Annotated in this window: 17 protein-coding genes and 1 tRNA gene; 9 read left to right on the top strand and 9 right to left on the bottom strand. The window is 37.9% G+C overall.

Annotated elements, in window-relative coordinates; translation table 11 throughout:
• Window position 1: 1 nt before the first annotated feature.
• Complete coding sequence (locus AC1M84_RS00485) at window positions 2–1,018, top strand: FecCD family ABC transporter permease (protein ID WP_481594165.1); 1,017 nt, start codon at window positions 2–4, stop codon at window positions 1,016–1,018.
• Complete coding sequence (locus tag AC1M84_RS00480) at window positions 1,015–1,803, top strand: ABC transporter ATP-binding protein (protein ID WP_481594164.1); 789 nt, start codon at window positions 1,015–1,017, stop codon at window positions 1,801–1,803. Before AC1M84_RS00485 ends, AC1M84_RS00480 begins: the two co-directional genes overlap by 4 nt.
• 70 nt (window positions 1,804–1,873) lie before the next feature.
• Here the strand turns inward: AC1M84_RS00480 and AC1M84_RS00475 are convergent.
• Window positions 1,874–1,963 (bottom strand) — tRNA-Ser (locus AC1M84_RS00475).
• Window positions 1,964–2,060: 97 nt separating this feature from the next.
• Window positions 2,061–4,094, bottom strand: a complete 2,034-nt coding sequence (locus AC1M84_RS00470; RefSeq protein WP_481588517.1) for an oxidoreductase — start codon at window positions 4,092–4,094, stop codon at window positions 2,061–2,063.
• Window positions 4,095–4,522: 428 nt separating this feature from the next.
• Here AC1M84_RS00470 and argG point away from each other — a divergent pair, with 428 nt between their 5' ends.
• From argG to AC1M84_RS00440, 6 genes are all read left to right on the top strand, one after another.
• Window positions 4,523–5,863, top strand: a complete 1,341-nt coding sequence (argG, locus tag AC1M84_RS00465) for an argininosuccinate synthase (protein WP_092765981.1) — start codon at window positions 4,523–4,525, stop codon at window positions 5,861–5,863.
• Between the two features lie 227 nt (window positions 5,864–6,090).
• Entirely contained in the window at window positions 6,091–7,125 is a 1,035-nt protein-coding gene (pyrC, locus tag AC1M84_RS00460; protein WP_092766254.1) for a dihydroorotase, read from the top strand.
• Window positions 7,110–7,766 (top strand): ribonuclease T, encoded by a 657-nt coding sequence (gene rnt, locus AC1M84_RS00455; RefSeq protein WP_035266446.1) that lies wholly within the window; start codon window positions 7,110–7,112, stop codon window positions 7,764–7,766. Before pyrC ends, rnt begins: the two co-directional genes overlap by 16 nt.
• Window positions 7,767–7,981: 215 nt before the next feature.
• Complete coding sequence (locus tag AC1M84_RS00450; protein ID WP_481594163.1) at window positions 7,982–10,489, top strand: TonB-dependent receptor plug domain-containing protein; 2,508 nt, start codon at window positions 7,982–7,984, stop codon at window positions 10,487–10,489.
• Between the two features lie 152 nt (window positions 10,490–10,641).
• Window positions 10,642–11,583, top strand: a complete 942-nt coding sequence (locus tag AC1M84_RS00445; RefSeq protein ID WP_035266435.1) for a hypothetical protein — start codon at window positions 10,642–10,644, stop codon at window positions 11,581–11,583.
• Window positions 11,584–11,618: 35 nt separating this feature from the next.
• Window positions 11,619–11,768: a hypothetical protein gene (locus tag AC1M84_RS00440; protein WP_171076764.1), complete on the top strand. Its 150-nt coding sequence runs from the start codon at window positions 11,619–11,621 to the stop codon at window positions 11,766–11,768.
• An 82-nt stretch (window positions 11,769–11,850) separates the two neighbouring features.
• Here the strand turns inward: AC1M84_RS00440 and serC are convergent, their stop codons facing one another.
• The 6 genes from serC to AC1M84_RS00410 all read right to left on the bottom strand — a co-directional run bounded on the left by serC (window position 11,851) and on the right by AC1M84_RS00410 (window position 20,479).
• Window positions 11,851–12,933, bottom strand: coding sequence for a 3-phosphoserine/phosphohydroxythreonine transaminase (gene serC / locus AC1M84_RS00435; protein WP_035266433.1), 1,083 nt, complete (start codon window positions 12,931–12,933; stop codon window positions 11,851–11,853).
• Between the two features lie 633 nt (window positions 12,934–13,566).
• Window positions 13,567–16,569: a DNA gyrase subunit A gene (gene gyrA, locus AC1M84_RS00430; protein ID WP_481594162.1), complete on the bottom strand. Its 3,003-nt coding sequence runs from the start codon at window positions 16,567–16,569 to the stop codon at window positions 13,567–13,569.
• A 304-nt stretch (window positions 16,570–16,873) separates the two neighbouring features.
• On the bottom strand, window positions 16,874–17,482 hold the full coding sequence (locus tag AC1M84_RS00425) for a hypothetical protein (RefSeq protein WP_035266431.1): 609 nt from the start codon (window positions 17,480–17,482) through the stop codon (window positions 16,874–16,876).
• 232 nt (window positions 17,483–17,714) lie between these two features.
• Window positions 17,715–18,647 carry an FAD-binding protein gene (locus AC1M84_RS00420; protein ID WP_481594161.1) on the bottom strand — a complete coding sequence of 311 codons (933 nt, stop codon included), beginning with the start codon at window positions 18,645–18,647 and terminating at the stop codon, window positions 17,715–17,717.
• Window positions 18,648–18,665: 18 nt separating this feature from the next.
• On the bottom strand, window positions 18,666–19,418 hold the full coding sequence (locus AC1M84_RS00415; RefSeq protein WP_035266425.1) for an electron transfer flavoprotein subunit beta/FixA family protein: 753 nt from the start codon (window positions 19,416–19,418) through the stop codon (window positions 18,666–18,668).
• A 452-nt stretch (window positions 19,419–19,870) separates the two neighbouring features.
• On the bottom strand, window positions 19,871–20,479 hold the full coding sequence (locus tag AC1M84_RS00410; protein WP_035266421.1) for a LysE family translocator: 609 nt from the start codon (window positions 20,477–20,479) through the stop codon (window positions 19,871–19,873).
• A 112-nt stretch (window positions 20,480–20,591) separates the two neighbouring features.
• On the opposite strand from AC1M84_RS00410, the gene AC1M84_RS00405 reads away from it, so the two are divergent.
• On the top strand, window positions 20,592–21,086 hold the full coding sequence (locus tag AC1M84_RS00405) for an Lrp/AsnC family transcriptional regulator (RefSeq protein WP_092765973.1): 495 nt from the start codon (window positions 20,592–20,594) through the stop codon (window positions 21,084–21,086).
• 85 nt (window positions 21,087–21,171) lie between these two features.
• Here the strand turns inward: AC1M84_RS00405 and mtlD are convergent, their stop codons facing one another.
• Window positions 21,172–23,319 carry a bifunctional mannitol-1-phosphate dehydrogenase/phosphatase gene (gene mtlD, locus AC1M84_RS00400; RefSeq protein ID WP_481594160.1) on the bottom strand — a complete coding sequence of 716 codons (2,148 nt, stop codon included), beginning with the start codon at window positions 23,317–23,319 and terminating at the stop codon, window positions 21,172–21,174.
• Window positions 23,320–23,367 lie beyond the last annotated feature (48 nt).

The raw sequence follows: 23,367 nt of genomic DNA, 5'->3' as shown, positions 1-23,367 counted from the left end.
TATGTTTTCTCTGTTGAGTCGTTTAAAACAAAAATCAGTAATAAAGGCTTGGATAATCATTGCGATTCTACTGATATCACTCAGTTTATTTAGCCTGATGTACGGTGAAATCACATTAAATTTGAATACGCTATGGAATGTATTGACAGGCAATGCGTCAGCTCCACATCAACTTCTCGTTGAAAAGATTAGATTACCACGACTTTTGGCAGCCTTATTGATTGGCGCTGCACTCGCCTTATCTGGTCTCATTCTTCAAATTATCACCAAAAACCCTCTTGCGAGCCCAGATGTTTTTGGTATCAGTGACAGTGCAGTGCTTGCTTTGGCATTCACCATTCTCCTCTCAAGCGCTAGTATGTTAGGTCAATGGTGGCAAGCATTGATGGGCGCGATCTTCTGTGTTTTCTTTATTTTAATTGCTTCAGGCGGCGTGGGAACACAGGGGTATCGTATTTTGGTCATCGGGGTCGGAATTGCAACACTCATGAAAGCCAGTTTTGACCTTATCCTTGCGACACTGCCAGTAATACACACCAGTAATATTTTAATTTTTAGTAGTGGTAGTTTAATTGGTCGAAGCTACAACATCTTGCTACCAACTTCGATTTTTATCATACTGCTTGTCAGTATTATTGTGCTGTGGCGGCGACTATTTAGTGCAATGGTTCTTCCTGATTCTGTCATTGATAGTCTAGGAGAACCCTTATCTAAAATTAGACTGATGCTCATTATTATTGCTGCCTTTCTCGCTGGGACCGCTGTCAGTATTGCAGGTCCCATTGGATTCGTGGCTATTGCCGCACCAATCATCGCATTTAAATCATTTCCTCATCATTTATTTCCGATTTTTCCAACCATGTGTATTGGTGCATTAATGGTTTTATGTGCCGATTTACTTGGAAAAAATTTGCTTGCCCCTGTCGAAATTCCCGCAGGCATTATTAGCGGCATGGTTGGTGGTCCACTGTTGTTGTGGTTGTTATATCGTCATTCTAGAAGTATGAGTCGTACATGAGTTTAATCATCAATCAATTAAGTGCTGGATATAATCATCATCAAGTTTTGAAGGGTATCAATGCTGAATTTCAGCAGGGTCAAGTCATCGTCCTCATTGGTCCAAATGGCTGTGGAAAATCGACCTTGTTAAAATGTATTGCTCAAATTCATCCATATGATCAAGGCGAAGTCATTTGGGAAAAAAATCAACTGAATATACTCAGTAAAAAGTTGCTCGCTAAACAACTTGCATTACTTCCACAGCATGTAACTGCACCCAACGGCATGACAGTTGAGCAGTTAGTACGCTTCGGTCGTTTTCCACATCAAGGTTGGTTTAAACGACTGAACATCGAAGACCAAAAAGCGATTGATGACGCCTTGTCTGCGACCCATTTAAGCGAATTAAAAAATCAAAATTTAAGCAATCTATCAGGAGGTCAACGTCAACGTGCATGGATCGCAATGGTCCTCGCACAACAGACCCCTTTAATTCTTTTAGATGAACCAATCAGTATGCTCGATATCGGTCATCAAGCCGATATTTTAAATTTAGTCCGCTCTCTAGCCTCACAAGGTAAAACCATAGTGATGGTTCTACATGAATTAGCCACTGCTGCACGCTGTGCCGGTTTTCTAGTTGCCATGAAAGATGGTCAAATCATTGCACAAGGAAAATCGGAAGATGTTTTAACAAAGCAATTAGTTCATCAACTCTATAACTTAGATGCTGAAGTCAGACTGGTTGAAGATGATCAACACAAAAAAAGGTTACTGGTCATCCCAAATAAGTTTGGTGATTAAACACTCGAATAAAAAGCTTGAATATATAGAATAAAAAAAAGCCCTGACATTTGTCAGGGCTTTTTGAATTTGGCGGAAGCGGTGAGATTCGAACTCACGGAGGACTCACACCCTCGTCGGTTTTCAAGACCGGTGCATTAAACCGCTCTGCCACGCTTCCATGTGCGCCATAATACGAAGCTTTTCATATCATGACAAGTAAAAATTACAATCAAACCATTCAAGTGAATATAGTTTCACCAAATGATTCAAATTTATTAAATTTTGGCTGCAATTTCAGCACCTTCACGAATCGCACGCTTAGCATCAAGCTCAGCAGCAAGCTTTGCACCACCAATAATGTGATATTTCGCTAAAGTTGTTTCAGTCTCTGATGGCATAATCTCTTTAACAGATTCTTGCCCTGCACAAACAACGATAGTATCGACTCGTAATAATTGATCATGTCCACCAACTTCGATCCACAGACCTTCATCACTCACTGATTTGTATTGAACGCCACGCAACATTTTCACATGATGTTTTTTTAATTGGGCGCGGTGAACCCAACCAGAGGTTTTACCTAATCCTATACCCAAAGGCGTTGTCTTACGTTGCAATAAATATATTTCGCGAACTGGACGATCCACTTCAGCAGGTTGTAAACCACCTTCAGAAACATACTGAATATCAGGATCAACTCCCCACTCACGTTTCCATTCTGCCAAAGGTTGTGGCTGTGGCTGATGTTCAGGTTTTAATAAAAACTCTGACACATCAAATCCGATACCACCAGCACCAATTACTGCTACCTTTTGACCCACAGGCGCACCTCTTAATACTTCTGCATAAGATAAAACTTGTGGTGCATCACTTCCTTCGATCTTCAATGCACGTGGAACAACGCCTGTCGCAACAATCACTTCATCAAAGCCTTCACGCTCAAGCTGTTCACGATTAACTTTAGTATTTAAACGAAGTTCAACCCCAGTGCGCTCAATTTGGACTTTAAAATAGCGAATGGTTTCATGAAACTCTTCTTTCCCAGGAACAACTTTCGCTAAGTTGAATTGTCCCCCTACATCATTAGTGGCTTCAAATAAAGTAACTAGATGACCACGACTGGCAGCAACAGTCGCTGCCGACATTCCTGCTACACCACCACCCACAACAGCTACTTTTTTAGGCTTCTTGGTTTTTAAATAAACCAGTTCAGTTTCATAGGCTGCACGTGGATTCACTAAACATGTGGCACGTTTATTTTTGAAAGTATGATCCAAACACGCCTGATTACACGCAATACACGTATTGATTTCATCAACACGATTAGTCGCCGTTTTATTCACCCAGAAAGCATCTGCCAATAATGGTCGAGCCATTTGAATCATGTCGGCTTTACCTTCAGCCAAAATAGCTTCGGCAGTTTCAGGCATATTGATTCGGTTGGATGCAATCACAGGCACAGACACATGTTTTTTCACCTCTGCGGTATAATCTACAAATGCCGCACGAGGAACAGAGGTTACAATTGTTGGCACACGAGCTTCATGCCAACCAATACCTGTATTCAATAATGTGATACCCGCTTCTTCTAGCGCTTTAGCAACGGTGATCACTTCATTCATTGTATTACCGTCGTGAACTAAATCGAGCATAGATAAACGGAAACAAATGATAAATTTTTCGCCAACTTTCGCGCGAATTGCCTTAACAATTTCAACTGCAAAGCGCATACGGTTTTCTATTTCCCCGCCCCATTGGTCTGTACGCTGATTGACATGACGACTCATAAATTGGTTCAGCAAATAGCCTTCTGATCCCATGATTTCGACACCATCATAGCCAGCTTTTTTCGCGATACTTGCTGTAGCCGCATAATCTTGAATCGTATCCAGAATTTGTTTTTCTGACATCTGACGTGGTTTAAATGGTGAGATCGGCGATTTTATTGGGCTTGCAGAAACCACAAATGGTTGATAACCATAACGCCCTGAATGCAAAATTTGCATTAAAATTTTTGCACCATGTTTATGAACTGCATGTGTCACTAATCGGTGTGGGGCAACATCACCTAAGGTATTCATTGTGCCACCAGCTGGAAGCAGCCAGCCCTGACGGTTAGGGGAAATACCACCTGTAATGATGAGACCTACGCCCCCTTTAGCACGTTCACCAAAATATGCTGCTAATTTAGGATAGTTATAAAAACGATCTTCTAGACCGGTATGCATCGATCCCATCACGACACGATTTTTTAGGGTAGTGAAACCAAGATCAAGAGGTTTTAATATATTTGCATAGCGAGTTGTCATGGCAATTCCTTATTTTATGGGCTTTGCAACTTGTTGCATAAAACTATACTTCTTTTTTCATAACTGTTTATGGCAATTTTTTGTCTTTTTCTATAATAAATTACCAACTATGAAATTAGATATTAATATTCAATCACTTACAAAAAATATTTTTCACTAAGTTCGCTTTGAAAAATTCCAATAAAATAAATTGATGCATAAAAATCTTCATAAATGCGCTGTATTATTTTCAAGAAGAAATCATGAATTAGATTAAGCACTACCTATTACTTCTGAGTTTCGACGAAATATTGCTACTTATTCTAATATTTTTGCACCACGTATCTTTTTTTAAAAAAAATTACCAATGAAAAGTGCTACAATTGAAGAAATATATTTTTCAGGTTACCAATTTTCTAGGTGCCTATATTCTATCGTTAGGATGAACAATGTCTGATAATGCAACTATCTTACAGAATGTACCTGTAGGCAAAAAAGTTGGTATTGCCTTCTCTGGTGGTCTTGATACTTCTGCAGCTCTATTGTGGATGAAACAAAAAGGTGCTGAACCTTATGCGTATACAGCAAACTTAGGTCAGCCAGATGAAGATGATTACGATGCTATTCCCAAGAAAGCTGAAGCTTATGGCGCTGTTAAAGCACGCTTAGTGGATTGCCGTTTACAACTTGCATTAGAAGGTATTGCAGCAATTCAATGTGGCGCATTCCATATCTCTACAGGTGGTGTACCTTACTTCAATACAACGCCACTTGGTCGTGCAGTCACAGGTACAATGCTTGTTACTGCGATGAAAGAAGATGACGTCAACATTTGGGGTGACGGATCTACTTATAAAGGTAACGACATTGAGCGTTTCTACCGTTATGGTCTATTAACGAACCCAGCACTTAAAATTTACAAACCTTGGTTAGACCAAACATTTATCGATGAACTTGGTGGCCGTGCAGAAATGTCACAGTTCCTCATCGACAACGGTTTTGACTATAAAATGTCAAAAGAAAAAGCATACTCAACAGACTCAAACATGCTTGGTGCAACTCACGAAGCGAAAGATCTTGAGTATCTTGATGCTGGTATCAAAATCGTTGAACCGATTATGGGTGTTGCATTCTGGAAAGAAGACGTTGAAATCGCACCTGAAGAAGTTTCAATCACATTCGAAGAAGGCTTCCCTGTTGCTCTTAACGGTCAACGTATCGAAGATCCAGTTGAGTTAATTCTTGAAGCGAACCGTATCGGTGGTCGTCATGGTCTAGGTATGTCTGACCAAATCGAAAACCGTATCATCGAAGCGAAATCTCGTGGTATTTATGAAGCTCCGGGTATGGCGCTTCTGCATATTGCTTACGAACGTCTTGTGACTGGTATTCATAACGAAGATACCATTGAACAGTACCGCATCAACGGTTTACGTTTAGGTCGTTTACTTTACCAAGGTCGTTGGTTCGACTCTCAAGCGCTTATGCTTCGTGAAACTGCGCAACGTTGGGTTGCTAAAGCAATCACAGGTACTGTGACTTTAGAACTTCGTCGTGGTAATGACTATACGATCATGAACACTGAATCTGAAAACCTTACCTATGAAGCTGAACGCTTAACCATGGAAAAAGGTGATTCTGTATTTACTCCAATGGATCGTATTGGTCAATTAACCATGCGTAACCTAGACATTACAGATACTCGCGCTAAGTTAGGAATCTATACTGGTGCAGGTTTACTTGCTGTAGGTACAGGTTCTGCTGTTCCACAACTTAAAGACAAAAACTAAAATTTAGTTTAGTCCTAAAAAAACCGCGCTTTGAGCGCGGTTTTTTATTTGGACATGAAAATCTATCGTTGTTCCCTAGATGAATAATGACTCATTCATCCAACGTATGCTTCATTTTTATATTAATCAGCACAAATACATGTAAAACCCCTTTTATCGGCTTTTGTCGTTATCAATTTCAAGCAATATCGATTATCATCTATGTTATTTTTTCAGTAAGACTTGCCTTGAATACGATCACTTTAATCCAGCCAGATGATTGGCACGCTCATTTAAGAGATGGTTTAGCACTTCAACGTACTGTTCCTGATTTGGCGAAGCAATTTCATCGCGCAATCTGTATGCCAAATACAGTTCCACCTGTAAAAACTGTGGAAGAGGCACATGCCTATCGTGAAAGAATCATGGCGCATGTTCCTGAAAATGTAAAATTCGATCCTCGTATGGTGCTTTACTTTACGGATCATACTTCTCCTGAAGAAGTACAAAAAATTAAAAAATCTCCATATGTAAATGCAATTAAGCTTTACCCTGCTGGAGCAACCACGAATTCTGATAATGGCGTTAGTGATATACGTAAAGTGTATAGCGTCATTGAGCAACTTGAAGAACATCAGGTTCCTCTCTTACTCCACGGCGAAGTAACACATCATCATGTTGATATTTTCGATCGTGAAAAACGTTTCTTAGATGAAGTTTTAGCACCGCTGCTTAAACAATTTCCAAAATTGAAATTAGTTTTAGAACATATCACCACAAGCGAAGCTGCACATTTTGTACTTGAGCAAGATCGCAACGTGGCAGCGACGATTACACCACAACATTTGTTATTCAATCGCAATGACATGTTGGTTGGTGGTGTTAAACCGCATTTCTATTGTTTGCCAATTTTAAAACGCCAGACACATCAGCAAACTTTGTTAGAAGTCGCAACAAGTGGCAACCCTAAATTTTTCTTAGGTACTGACAGCGCTCCGCATTCTAAAAATGCGAAAGAAAATGCATGTGGCTGCGCTGGGTGTTATAGCGCTCCAACTGCAATTGAATTATATGCTCAAGCATTCGATCAAGTCGGTAAAATTGAACGTCTTGAAGGTTTCGCTTCATTCTTTGGTGCGGATTTCTATGGTTTACCTCGTAATACTGAAACCATTACATTGATCAAAGAAGATCAAGTGATTCCTGAAAGCCTTGAATATTTAGATGGCGAACAGATCATTCCTCTTTATGCAGGTAAAACAATTCAATGGAGAAAAGTGTGACCACTGAAACATTACCTGTCATCGGTCAACGCTTCCGCGGGTTCCTACCCGTGGTTGTTGACGTGGAAACAGCTGGTTTTAATGCAGATACTGATGCATTGCTCGAAATAGCATGTATTCCAATCATTTACGACGAGTCTGGAAAGTTTGTACCTGGTCAAGCGCATCATGCACACATCAATCCATTTGAAGGTGCAAATTTAGATCGTCGCTCACTCGACTTCATTGGCATTGATCCTTTTAATCCAATGCGTGTAGCGATGGCAGAAGATGAAAAGTCTGCACTTAAACGTATGTTTAAAGCAATTAATGAGGTACGCAAACAACAACAATGCACACATGCTGTGCTAGTTGGACACAATGCTCATTTTGATCTTGGTTTTTTAAAAGCGGCAATTGCACGTACTGGAACTAAGAATCAAAATCCATTTCATAGTTTCTCGGTTTTTGATACGGTGACTTTGAGTGCTGTGATGTTCGGACAAACTGTTTTGGCTAAATCATGTATTCAAGCTGGCATCGAGTTTGATGGTAAAGAAGCCCACTCTGCGTTGTATGACACACAGAAAACAGCTGAATTATTCTGCTATATTTTAAATAAATTAGCGCCCCATTTACTTGAAACACTCGTTTCAGAGTAAAAATCTTTAAATACCCCAATATTTTAGAAATCTTGATCATCCTGTGGATTGATCTTAATTGAAAAGTATTGGGGCTTTTTGTTCCAATTTTTAACTATCGCTTTTTTATATTATGTTAATCGGAATATAGTATTGATAATTATTCTCATTAATATTGTGAAATAAGTATTATTAAATGATAATCGCTATCGTTTTTATTCTCTCAATGTTAAATCATGTCATTTGTACGCTCAAAATTAAATTTAGCCATTCTTACGATTCTCTCAACTACAGTTTGTGCAAATGAAACAGAAATAAATTCAACAGCTAATGATGATTCAATCAAACTCAATACAATTGTAACGAATGCAGCTGAGCAACAAGAAGTTGGGAAAACCCTTTATACGAAGGATGACTTAGACAAGAAACCCAATAGTTCTAAGAACATTACTGATTTTTTAAAAGTAAATCCTAATGTGCAATTTGGTAATAATTTTAAAAGTGGCTTACAACAAGGTGAACTTAGCCCAGCCGAAATTAGCATCAATGGCGGTTTACCCTATGAAAATAAATTTCTAATCAATGGGATGAGCATCAACAATAATATTAACCCTGTGGGTGCAACAACATCGAACTCAAATAATGAACTACTCGGCTCTAGTCAAGCTGTTGCAGTCAATGCAGACCTGATTTGTAATATTAAACTGCTTGATAGCAATGTGAGCGCTGAATATGGTGAATTTACTGGCGGTGTAGTGAGTGCAGAAACCTGCGCACCAAAAACTGAGGTAGGCAAAATTCACGGTAATATTACCTATGATTATACATCTGATTCTTGGTCTAAAATCAACTTTCCTGATCCAGAAAGCCAACTGGAATTTGAAACCTCCAAGAGTGAAAAAAATCAACCTTTCTTTACTAAACAAGGAATCAGCGCAACACTGTATGGTAATCTCACAGACCAATTAGGTTTCAATGCTTTTGGCTCTTTTCGACATTCGTTAATTCCATTAAAAACGAATTTTATTGAGCCAGCAGAATTAGACCAAACACGTGCTGCGAGCAATTATGGTGTCGAACTCTTCTATACACCTTCAGATAAAACCTCATTAAAAATAGGAACTCAGCTATTTGAAAATAAAGGTGATTACTTCAATGCTACATTTTTAAACTCAGAAAACACGCAAATATCTGATAGTCAAAGTATTTATATCAATTTAAAAAATAAATTAAATACTGTTCGGTTAGAACAACAACTTAATTATCAAACACAAAAAAGCTCGCGAAAGGCAGAGCAGGATGCGTATGTGTGGGCTCGATCTTCAACAAAGAATTGGAATCCGAATTTAAGTACGCAATCATATGGAAACTATGGTGCATTATCACAAGAAGAAAAAAAACTCGAATACTCAATCAAAGCCCTATTTGAACCAATAAACTTTGCGAACTCATCACACCAATTCAAAGTGGGTGCAGGTTATGGTCATTATGAAGCGTATTGGGAAAGACCTGAAGTTTCTAATAATTATTACACAACTACTATCGCTTCCAAAAATATTGAAAACTTAAACTGTTACGCTTCTGATGGTCGTCGTTATGATGCTTGTGACGAAGGCAATTCAATTGACGGGCAATATTTAACGCAACGATTTAAATATGATGCAGGACAAATCAATGTACGCCAAGATCGTTGGCATGCATATCTCGAAGATTCAATTTATGTTAATCCATTTATTCAATCTAGTTTAGGCTTAAGAGCTGATTATGATTCACTGACTCAAAATACAAATATTGCACCTCGTAGTTCATTTGTTTTGAAGCCATTTGGCAATGATCAATTATTTATCACGGCTGGTTGGAATCGCTATTATGGTTTAAACGCATTCGCCAACGAATTACAAGATCAACGAGGTCGATTACAGACAAAATTTAAGAGAAATAGTCTTTCTGAAGGTTGGGAACTCGATCCGACGTATATGCCATCCTTCAAATCAAGGTCAGAGCTGGATACGCCGTTTTCAGATGAATCTGTATTTGCTTTTAACACCAATATTTGGAACATCAATACTGGTTTAAAATATGTTCAGCGAGAGAACAAAGACCAATTACGCCAGCAGCAAGGTAATAAGTCTTATAACAACTCAGGAAAATCTGAAGCTGAAATATTAACGTTCTCTTTAAAAAATATTAAACCACTTGTATTTAAAAATTCTGTGCATTATTTAAGCCTAAATGCCGATATGACAGATACAAATCGTAATTTTGATAGCTATGAAAGCAACTACTACACAGGTACATCACAAATTTATTATGATGGCAAACTGATTAATGCTGAAGATAAACCCACTGATAATTTCAATACACCATGGACAGTTAGACTAGATTGGAATATTGGTTTTAATAATATTCCTTTAAATATTAATCATTATCTTAGCTATCGTGCAGGGACACCAGGTATGAAAAAAACCCTGAGTACCAGTAAAACTGAATTTGTCTATGAACTCGATGGTATGAAATATGACACTTACACTGCATATAAAACGAAAAATGCTTTGAATTGGGATATGCGTACTACCTACACAATACCGAGTTCAAAGAATACGCAAACTATTTTTGGTTTAACCATTAATAATGTACTTAACCGTAAAAATGAGTATTTTTCTTCCAATACATCCTCAGTGACACCAACACCAAGTCCTGAAATCGGTCGTCAATTCATTGCAGATGTTACATTTAAGTTCTAACTCATGATTCCCATAGAGCACTTAGGTGCTCTTTTTCATTTATGCCACGTTAAACTTTTGGATTGCATAAAGAAAAAACAATTCAAGACTTGAAAAATATCAATTATCCTCGATATTACATAAAGTAATTCACTCAATCTTAGAATGAGCATATGAACAATCAAAACAAACCTGAAATTATTACGATAGAAGATCAAAGCTTTGGTAGCCATGTAGAACATTGGGCGCTGTTAACTGATGATCCGACTGTTCAGGTTCCAAAATGGTTGAGTGAAGCACTAAATGCACCTGTCATGCCGATGGGGATTTGTGCTGAAGAACAAGATATGGATCCGAATGTTTGGCTAATTCAAGGACCTAAACAACAACCTATCCAATTGGTTCAAGTCATTGCTGTAGAAGACAATAAACCTAAAGCAGTCAAAACAGCCTTCCCTACTTTTGATAGTCCTTATACGTTGAACGCGACGATTGAACGCATCATTACATGTAAGTCCAACACGCAAGCAGTGTTACAATTAAAAGTTAGTGATAATAGTGTGGTTTATGCTTTTGATAGCTTATACAGTGTTAACCAAATTCAATACCAAAAAAATCAATCTTATAAAGTCCAATTAAATGCGTGGGCTTATGAGCTAGAAAAAGTTGCTGATCAAGAACAAATTGTTGTGGATGATCCAGCTTCAATTAAACACCATCGTGCTTTAAATGAAATTTTGAGTGAACACAATGGTGTAGCGCCAGATAATTTACAGCAGCTGATTGATGCTTGGGAACCTAAATCAGATGCCGATAAAGAACCTGTAACGGTCGATTTTTCGAAAATGGTGGCTTACTTGTACGGTGAAACCATGGGTCAGGAAGATGAGGCCTGGTTCCAAGGAAAAGTGGTTGGCAAGACCCAAATGCAGTTCAACGATCAATTTTATCAACTTTATGATGTAACACTTATTTTGGAAGAAAACCAACCTGCTACACTTATTCGTATCGCGACTAAGGATGAGAATTATAAAAATTTCGAAATTGGTCAATATATTCGTGGAAATATATGGATTCAGGCGAATATTTATGCTAAAAATACATCAAATAAATAGGATTTAACTATATAAAGTAATATTTAGGCTCCTAGATGAAAATTATACCGGAACAATCAACAGGCTTAATGGAACAAGCACGCCCTCGTATTCGTGTAGACAAGGGTGCTTACTGTTTCTTTTTCTTAGGTGTTTTCCTCGCTGCTTTTATTTTCCACTTTACCAATCTTATTCCAGCATTTTAATAAATTAGCGTTGATTACTTTCATCTACGTTTTAGACACATAAAAAAGCCTGTCATATGACAGGCTTTTTTACGAACTGATTTTAAGCATTACGCTTCGCAAAATCATCCATAAATTTCACAAGTGCTTGTACACCTTCAAGTGGCACTGCATTGTAAATACTCGCACGCATACCACCTACTGAACGATGTCCTGCAAGATTTAACAAATTATTTTCCTCTGCTTCTTTCAGGAATTGCTTTTCAAGTTCAGGCTTCGCCAATGTAAATGGTACATTCATAATTGAACGATATTCTTTCGCAATTGGATTTGCATAGAAGTCACTTGAATCAATATAACCATACAACAATTCAGCTTTTTGCTGGTTCACTTGATGAATTGCCTCTACACCACCCTGTTCAAGCAACCATTCAAATACTAAGCCTGATAAATACCAAGCATAAGTAGACGGTGTATTCACCATAGAATCATTCTTCGCTTGCGCTGAATACTTCAAAATGCTCGGAATTTCTTCTTTTGCTTGGTCTAATAAATCATCACGAATGATTACCAAAGTTAAACCAGCAGGACCGATATTTTTTTGTGCACCCGCGTAAATAAGACCGAATTTTGAAACATCAATTGGTGCCGACAAAATACTAGAAGATAAATCTGCAACCAGTGGTTTATCCGTAGTTGGGATATTTTTAAATTGAATACCACCAATCGTTTCGTTATCTGCATAATGAACATAGGCAGCATCAGCAGATAAATTCCATGTACTTTCATCAGAAATTGCAAGATTACCATCTGCATCTTTAATACCAGCTTCGATCACGTTAATTTCGCCATAACGTTTTGCTTCTTTTAAAGCTTTTTCAGACCAAATGCCAGTATGGATATAATCTGCTTTGTTATTTTTCCCTAATAGATTCAATGGAATCGCAGAGAATTGTAGAGAAGCACCACCCTGTAAGAAAAGCACTTTGTAGTTCTCAGGAATATTCATCAACTTGCGTAAGTCTGCTTCTGCTTTTTCAGCAACAGCGACGTAGTCTGCACTACGATGACTCATTTCCATGATTGATAGGCCCTTACCCTGCCAATCAAGCATCTCAGCTTGAGCTTTTTCTAATACAGCAGTAGGTAATGCAGCAGGACCAGCACAGAAGTTGTACGCGCGCATGATTTTTCCTTTCAGAGTGAAACACAATAAAATGATGGCATTTAACCACAGATAACCATAGCTTGCAGTATATTCAACTTAAATAATTTCAATCTTGTTTTCACACTAAAGCTATTTTTTCAATAAGCTCTACATTTATCAGAGATTTATGTTTACTATATTTTGAGAGACACCGTAGTTAGTAAGTTTAAATCGCTCACTACAACAGCTCTCAATCTGACAAAATTTATTATGACTATTTCGTTGTATTGTCTTTCATTTCATGCGAACAATTAAAACATCTCACCATATCATTCATAGCTGACTCTTTTAAAATGACTGTGTAATAAAAATCCATCTTTTATATCTTGATCTACAATTTCAACAACCATTTCATTATTTTTATCTCGAACTGCATCATAAAGCGCATCAGTATTTACAGCTGAATGTTTTGTTTATGAACAATATTCCTCAGATTCCCCTCTCTCCTTCATTCAGCTGAAATGAAAGGGTTCACTACATGCTGTTATAAACAGTGCTATTACAATCAGCAAGCTATAATTAAATTTGAGTTTCATTTTTAATTAAAATTCTTTTTTAGACTATTGTTAATTAAAAAAGGACGCTTCAGCGTCCTTTTTTAATTCCTACAAATTACTCATCTGTAGATTTTTCATCGCTATCAGTCGTATCAATTTCTTGAGTATCTACTGATTCATTAGATTCAATTGAAGCCTCTTCACCTTCAACTGATTCTATAAAATCATCTTCCTCAACTGATTCTATAAAATCATCTTCCTCAACAGCTTCAATCGCTTCAACACCAACCAATGTCTCGTTTTCACCTAAGCGGATTAAACGTACACCTTGTGCATTACGACCCGTCTGAGCAATTTCAGATGCACGAGTACGTACTAGCGTACCACCATCAGAAATCAGCATGACTTCTTTACTGACATCGATCGCTACGGCACCAACCAGCTCACCATTACGATCAGATGTCTTGATCGCAATGACGCCTTTACCACCACGTTTCTTGGTCGGGAAGTCATCCACTGGCGTACGCTTGCCGTAACCATTAGCTGAAGCACATAGCACTTCACCTGTTGCCGGGACAACAACTAATGAAACAATACGGCTTAAGAAATTAGAATCCGTATCTTCATCTTCTGAATCTACATCATTGTCTTCAATTTCTTCCGCTTGAGCCAATCCAATGGTGACACGCATACCACGTACACCTTTCGCAGAACGACCCATTGCACGTACATCAGTTTCTGCAAATCGAATCGCTTTACCTTCATTCGAGAACAACATAATTTGTTGTTCACCGTCAGTAATCGCAACACCAATTAAACGGTCATCTCCAGCTAACTCGATTGCACGTAAACCATTTGAACGTACATTAGAGAACTGCTCAAGTTCAACTCGCTTGATCGTACCGTATTCAGTTGCCATAAAGACATAGAAGTTTTTACGTAAGTTTTCTGCAAGCTCAGCAAATTCAACTACTACTTCATCATCAAGATCTGTAGTTGATAATTCAACTCCTAACTCTTTCAGATGTGTACGCAATTCGTCCGATAGATCGTCACCATCTGCTAGATCAGCAAATGATTTTTCTAATGCATCATAGTGTGCAGCAATGATTTCGTTTTGCTGTAATTGAGCTTGATGAGATTTAACAAACTGACGGAAATCGGCTAGACGTTCTTTAAATTTCTTCGGTGCATCAATCACTGGCAGAATAGCAGTAATTGTCTCATTTTCATCTAATGGCAATAAGTTCACCATAGGACGACCTTTTGCACCACGAGAAGCTTGAGGCACTTCAAAAACTTTTAAGCGATAGACTTTGCCGACATTGGTAAAGCATAAAACTGTTGCATGGTTAGATGTCACAATCAAATGTTGAATGTAATCATCTTCTTTCATAGACGTTGCTGATTTACCACGCCCACCACGACGTTGCGCAGCATAATCAGAAAGTGGCTGTGTTTTCGCATAGCCTGATTGAGAAACGGTTAAAACAACTTGTTCTTCTGGAATTAAATCCTCACGAGAGAAATCTACACGAGATTCTACAATCGCAGTACGACGCTCATCACCGTATTGCTGAAGAATAAGTGAAAGCTCTTCACGAATCACGTTCATCAACAATTCAAAATCATTAAGAATTGCTGTCAACTCTGCAATTTGTGCCAAAATTTCAGAATATTCTGCATGCAGCTTATCTTGTTCTAAACCAGTTAAACGATGCAAACGTAATTCTAAAATTGCACCCACTTGAGTCGGCGAGAGACGATAAATATTGCCAGATAATCCAAACGGTTTATTAGGATCTTCACCCTCAATCTCATCTGGGCGAACAGAAACTGAACCTGCTTTTTCCAATAAAGCAACTACACCACCTGCAGACCATTCCCCTGCTTGCAAACGTTCACGTGCTTCTTGCGGATTCGCAGAGGTTTTAATGGTTTCGATGATGGCATCAATATTTGCTAAAGCAACCGTTAAACCTTCCAAGATATGACCACGTTCACGCGCTTTACGTAATTCGAACATCGTACGACGTGTTACAACTTCTTGACGATGGCGAATGAAAGCAGCAATGATGTCTTTTAAATTCATCAGCTTTGGCTGGCCATTATCCAAGCAAACCATATTAATACTGAATGAATTTTGAAGCTGAGTATTTTGGAATAAATTATTAACAATTACTTCAGCGTTTTCGCCACGCTTTAAGTCAATTGCAATACGCATCCCTTCTTTATCAGATTCGTCGCGTAACTCTGAAATACCTTCGAGCTTCTTCTCTTTCACAAGTTCAGCAATACGTTCAATCGTTTTTGCTTTGTTCACTTGATATGGAATTTCAGTGAATACAATCGTCGTACGACCTGTTTTTTGGTCTTCTTCTAAATGGTACTTACCACGAATAAATAAACGACCTTTACCAGTACGGTAAGCATCAACAATACCCGATTTACCGTAAATGATACCGCCTGTAGGAAAGTCTGGACCCGAAATATGTTCCATCAATCCTTCAATAGTGATATTCGGATTATTGGCATAGGCTAAGCACGCATTGACCACTTCAGTCATATTATGCGGCGCCATATTGGTTGCCATACCTACAGCAATACCCGTGACACCATTAATGAGTAAATTTGGCACACGAGTTGGCATAACTTGTGGGATACGCTCTGAACCGTCGTAGTTATCTTCCCACTCTACTGTATCTTTTTCTAAATCAGCTAACAGTTCATGCGTTAATTTACGCATACGCACTTCGGTATAACGCATCGCTGCTGCACTGTCACCATCAACAGAGCCGAAGTTACCCTGACCATCAACCAACTGATAACGTAAACTGAAATCTTGTGCCATACGAACGATTGTTTCGTATACAGCAGAGTCACCATGAGGGTGGTATTTACCGATTACATCACCAACGACACGCGCTGATTTTTTGTAAGCTTTGTTATAATCATTTCCAAGCTCATGCATCGCATAAAGAACACGGCGATGAACTGGCTTTAAACCATCTCTAACGTCTGGTAGTGCACGAGAGACAATGACACTCATAGCATAGTCGAGATATGAGCTCTTCAGTTCATCCTCAATGGCAATCGGTCGAATTTCCGATACGCTCATGCATACTCCTTATTACAAACAGCTTGAAGAAACTGCTCGATTTATATAATCAATCTTGCAAAAAATTAGCCCAAAATCTATGGAGCTAAATTCTAAAACTCAGCCGAAAATTATAGCACAAATCCGTATTTTTGTCCCTAAATTTTATGGATGATCTGTTTAATTTTATTCATAAAAATGACTAAATTTTCAACACAAAATTCTTAAACAGTATTGCCCTAAAATGAATGATAAAAATCACTTTTTTGCTACTTATACATAAAAAAGATCCTCGTAAGGATCTTTATAAATACATGAATATTCTTCAATGATGAAGTTCGCGCTTGTCCGCTTTCATTAAACTAAAAGAAATTGCAAATAAGCTTAAAATCAACGGAAACTCATACAGCTCTTCGAGTAAGCTTTCATTACTATTTTCTGTGAGCAGGAGCATCCCTATAAAGCGATGATGCTCTATCGCATCAGAAACAACGAGCCCAATCACAGCCAAAACCAAGGCCCAAACTGGGATAATAGCTGTCTTAAACTTGTTCACAATCTCTGTGCGTAATTTTTGGTTCAATAGTGGAAAAACCACAGACCCAATCAATACAATTGAGATACCTCGAAAATAGATTTTTGGGACATCAGGGAAATAATCTCGCCCCCAACTGGTACTACGACCAAACAATAAAACCCACCAGCAAACAGCCCAAAGCCAAAACTCTTTCTTACCTTCTCTAAGCTGTAAAGGCTTTATGTAAAAATAGCTAATAACTGCAAAGGACAACAATAAAAGAGCCTGTAAATTTTCAATCAGACGCACATCTTCCATACCAAACACATTGAAATGGACTTGATTAAATAATGGAAAAATTAAACATGAGACCGCGATTAGAACAAGCGGTAATGTTATTCGGGTGTCGACCAGCAAAACACAAACTCCCTCATTAATACATTGAAAGTATGAATGAGCTTAAAAAATGATGGCGAATCATATCACAATTACAAAAAACATATAAAACGGTAAATTCTGATCCCTTGATGAGAATAATCTATAATTTTGTTTTATGAGATTTTTTTGATGATTAAATATAAAAATGCCCTGACCAAGTAAAATGAAATGAATCATTACTCGATCAGAGCATTAGTACAGCAATGCTGAATTAGATTTTAGAAACTAATTCTGGAACCACTGTATTTAAGTCACCTACTAACCAGTAGTCAGCTACTGCATTAATTGGAGCTTCTTCATCTTTGTTGATCGCAACGATCACCTTAGAATCTTTCATACCTGCCAAGTGCTGAATCGCACCAGAGATACCTACAGCAATATAAAGGTCTGGCGCAACGATTTTACCCGTTTGACCAACTTGCATATCGTTTGGAACGAAACCAGCATCTACTGCTGCACGAGATGCACCTTGAGCTGCACCAAGCTTATCAGCTAATGGATCAAGTACTTTATGGTAGTTCTCACCAGAACCTACACCACGTCCACCAGATACAACAATGCGAGCTGCTGTTAATTCTGGACGTTCTGATTTTACGATTTCTTCAGATACGAACTTAGAAATACCCGCATCACCAGTAGAAGTTGCAGCTTCAACCGCAGCAGATCCACCTTCAGCAGCAACTGCATCAAACGCTGTACCACGAACTGTACCAACAACAACTGATTCACCAGACTCTACAGTTGCAATCGCGTTACCAGCATAGATTGGACGCTTGAAAGTTTTAGGACTATCAACTGCAATAATGTCAGTAATCATACTTACATCAAGAAGTGCTGCAGCACGTGGAAGTACGTTTTTGCCCGTCGTTGTAGACGCCGCAAGAATGTGTGAATAACCTGTACCAATTGAAGCAACAAGCTTCGCTACATTTTCAGCCAATTGGTTTGCATATGCAGCATCGTCAGCTAAAAGAACTTTGCTTACACCAGCAACTTTAGCAGTTTCATCAGCAACTGCTTGAGCGCCTGAACCAGCAACTAATACAGTGATATCACCACCGATTTTTTGAGCCGCAGCTACAACGTTTAAAGTTGCACCGTTAAGTGCTTTGTTGTCGTGCTCAGCGATTACTAAAATACTCATGATTTTTATCCTTCTGTATTAGATCACTTTCGCTTCATTTTTTAGTTTTTCAACAAGCTCATCAACAGACTTCACTTGAACACCAGCTTTACGTTCAGCAGGCGCTTCAACTTTAACAGTCTTAAGCTTAGTTGCAGGATTAACACCAAAATCTGCAGGAGATTTAGTATCAAGCGGTTTCTTACGTGCTTTCATGATGTTTGGTAGAGCAGCATAACGTGGCTCATTCAAACGTAAGTCAGTCGTAATGATCGCTGGAAGTGCTAGTTCAACAGTTTGTAAACCACCGTCGATTTCACGAGTCACTTGTACTTTATCGCCTTCAACTTTAACTTCTGAAGCAAATGTACCTTGACCAGCACCAAGTAATGCACCAAGCATCTGACCAACTTGGTTAGAGTCGTCATCAATTGCTTGTTTACCAAGAAGGATAAGTTGTGGCTGTTCAGCGTCTACAACGCCTTTAAGAATCTTCGCAACTTCTAAAGCACCAAGTTGGCTGTCATCAGCTTCAACTAGGATACCGCGGTCTGCACCAAGCGCCATTGCAGAACGGATTTGTTCTTGCGCTTCTTTAGGACCAATAGAAACAACAACGATTTCTGAAACAGTTCCTTTTTCTTTTAAGCGAACCGCTTCTTCCACTGCGATTTCACAGAATGGGTTAATTGACATTTTAACGTTAGTAAGGTCAACCCCACTATTGTCCGGCTTTACGCGAACTTTAACGTTGGCATCAACCACACGTTTTACAGCAACAAGAGCCTTCATGTAATCCTCGGCTGTTTTAACAGAAGTAAATATTCAGAAAAGTTATAATAACTCTTCATTTAAAATTTTTAGGTGTCCTATCTTGCAATGTGTTTGGCATTTCGGTCAAGTCACAATTCACAAAACTGCTGTAAAAAAGCGTAATTTTCGTTGAACGGAGCGTTCACAAAATTATTTTGTTAATAAATTTGTCAGCTTTTCAATATTTTTTGTAAAAAATTAAACTTTGATTTTTAATATTTTTTTAATTTATTAACTACATCAGTTGAATTGATGCTGTAGACTCTTATTTTACGTTGAAAAGCGTTGGCGTGAGTCACCAAATTTGAGGTAAAAAATGTCATAACAGACAGCAAAAATTACAATAACAGCTATTCTTTTTGAGTATAATTTAACCAAAGTTAATTCTATTTGAATAGAAAGCGCAAACATTAGTTTGCGCTTTTTTAATGTTAATTCACAATGAGCCATGTTGCTGCCAATGAAAGCATCACTCCCGAACCACCATCAATCCATTTTTGACGTTTTTCATTTATCCCTGTTTTCTGTGTCAAAAATGCAAATACAAAACTCAATGATGAATAAATAATTAAGCATAATCCAATGAAGATTAGGGATAAGACAATCCCCTGTCCCATAATCGAAGAGGTATGCTGGTTAATAAATTGAGGTAAAATCGCAAAATAAATAAGCATACCTTTAGGATTAAGTAAGGATGTTATAAAACCGCGTCGAATCGGACTAATGACCTGACTTTGTTTAATTTCAATATTTTTGTGATTAAGCGCAGATCGAATCAAATTAAATGCCAAATAAAGCAAATAACAGATTCCTAACCATTTGATCGTTTCAAAAATAATAGGGAAAGAAATAATGATAGCCGCAATACCCACAACGACTAAAAAAGAATGGACGAAATAACCCAAACACACCCCTAAAGTCGCCATAACGCCTGCTTTCGCATTTTTACCCATTACCTGTGACAGAATAAATAACATATCCGGACCAGGCGTAAAAATAAGAGGGATAACTGTCAAAGCAAATAACCAATAGGTAGACATTTTCTTTCTTCCATCATTAATGAAAATGAAAAAAAAGTATCTTCGAATTTACATAAAATAGGATTTCAAATATTCTATTTATTCTTTAATTTTTAGAATTTAATTCTAATATATGAAAATAATATCTAAATCAATTTCAGTTAAATTAGATCGTATCGATAAAAGTATCATTCATGAACTTCAAACCAACGGTCGAATTCAAAATAATGATTTAGCCAAAGAGATTGGCTTATCACCATCCTCTTGTTTAAGACGCGTAAAAATTCTCGAAGATGCTGGAGTCATCCAGCAATACACAACCATTGTTGATCCTCAAAAAATCGGATTACAACTTATTCTATTTTCGCGTATTTGGTTGGTGGGACAAGACGCTGAAACCATCGATACTTTTATTGAAGCGATGAAAGAACTCCCTCAAGTCATGGAGTGCTATATTATTTTGGGCGAATGTGATGCGATGTTAAAAGTTGTCGTACCTGATTTGGAGAACTATCGTAAATTTCAGTCAGAACACTTAACCAAAAAAAATGGGATTACCAGTGTGAAAACGGATTTACCCAGTCAAATCATTAAACAAAGCTATCAACTGCCCCTGCAATCAATTTAATACCATTAAGCATCGATCCGACTGACTTTTCAGATCGGACCGATTATCCATTTTGATCAAGTTAAAAAGTTAAATGTTCAATGCTTTAAGTTTTTTCAACCTCGATTTTTTCATTCAAAATTTTTTCTAGAAGTACATGCTGATCCACTGATTCACTCAATTTAGGATCACAAATTTTGAGTCTCCGTTTCAGCTCTTCCTGTAAATACAATTGATCCTCAAGTTCCAATTCAGTTTGACTAAGTTGCTGAGCAAAATGCCGAATCACATCTTCAAGTCGTTGATTTTGCTTCAATATAACGTATGCATAACCTAATACAAGCCCTTTGAAAATTTCCTGATAAGGCTTGCCACGTTGAAAATTGTATGCCAATGAAGATAGTACCCGCTCACCAAAACCTAACTTACGATATGGGTCTCGTGCCACTCGATCACATGGGTCTTTATAAGCCGTCTCACAAGAGTCGATAAAACTCTTCGCCAACAATTCTAAATTTTCTTTTCGATGTGGTAGTAGATCCTTTAATCCAACTTTAACCTCATGGAGTACTGCCAACATAAATTTAGAAATTTGCTCATCAGACAGTGCAATCCCGATCGTTTCATACTGTCGAAAACTTGCAGCCCATGCTGTCATTGCATGCACACCATTCCACATGCGATTTTTGATTAACTGTATCTCTTCAATCTCTTCAACCAGAATCATTTGGCGCATTTTTGCCAATAAAGGGCTATTATTTTCTACATAAAGTGGCATATCTGTTTCGGCATGAAATAAGATTAATTCTAGATTCTGTAGAATATGCGCCGATTTGAATTTTTCGTATAGATCGTCAATATACTGAGTAGCCAATTGTTCTTGTTCAGCATTTAAACGCGTCCCTTCATCCACATCCGTCACGTCTAAATCATGCTCATCCTGCACATGTCTAAAAATATTGTATTTGATTTTTAACTGTCTAAATAGTTTTTGATCTGTAATTTTCGCTACCATTCGATTGACTACTGTATCGCAAAAATAGTGCTGCGACATGATGATATTGACTGTCTTCGCATCCGTAATTTCATGCAAAGCACTACAAATCTGTTGTTCAATTAATGATTTTGCGCCTACTTTGTTTAAAACAATTAAAACTGTTAGAGGATTCAACTGTTCTTCAAAATGGATATAACGCGCATACAACCCTTGAGCAATGGTTTTAGCCTCTTGCTCGATTGCCTTTTCAGGTAAACACAGTGCAATTAAACTTGATTCAATATACATGTGCTGCATCATTTCAATATTTGATGCATCTATGACGGTTATATTGTCTATTCGCTCGTCATGAGAGTGTTGCCCATAACGAATACTGTAACCACCAAAAGTATTCACACTATTTCTATAGAGTGAATTCCGCGTTGAAGCATAGATTTGTTTTGGTCGAGTATATCCATCCCAATGAGACAATACTTGGGCAATATAGCCACCACCTATTGCCCCAAAACCATGTATCCCCACGACATGCTGATTTAAAGTCTGAGGAAAAGAGTCAAATAGAGCAGGCATTTTTAATTTTGGTGTAAATTGATTCAAATCTTCCAGAAAATCATGCATGCTTTCGTAAAAGAAATTCGCTTTTTCGAGCATGGTTGAATTAGGTTCTTTGATATCTTGAAGTAATACCGTTAATCCACCCGCTTCAAACGCCGACATCACTCCATTTTCTGAGTCTTCAAACATTAAACATAAAGTTGGATCAATGTTCAGTTGCTCAGCAGCTTTTAAGAAAATTTCTGGGTGTGGTTTTCCATTATCAACCTCATCGCCGCATACGATAATGTCGAAAAACTTATATACATTGGCATTGATTAAATACTCTTCAGCTATTTCACGTCGACTCGAAGTTGCTACTGCCATTTTCAGATTGGACTTTCTTAAACGTTCAAGAACTTGCATGAGTCCAAATTTAATCGGCACTCCGTATTTTCTTACATGCTCAAGTTCTAGCTGATCTGCTCGCTTTCTAATTTCCGCATACGGCACTTCTTGACCATATTGCTGATTTGCCAGTTTTTCGGCACTACGAGCACTTAAACCCAAACAAGATAATAAATAGGCGTCTGTAAATTCGACACCAATGAGTTCTAATGATGCTTGCTTCAAAGTTTGAAAACGAAGTCGCTCCGTATCAAACATTGTGCCATCCATATCAAAAATGGCGGCATGGATATTATTTTCATGAAATTTAATCATTTACCCCTCTCCAAAAAAATTCAAAATTACTAGACAAGTGTAAAGAAT

The sequence above is a fragment of the Acinetobacter sp. 24-47-66 genome (assembly GCF_056779755.1).
This window is presented reverse-complemented; position numbering and strand designations above follow the sequence as displayed.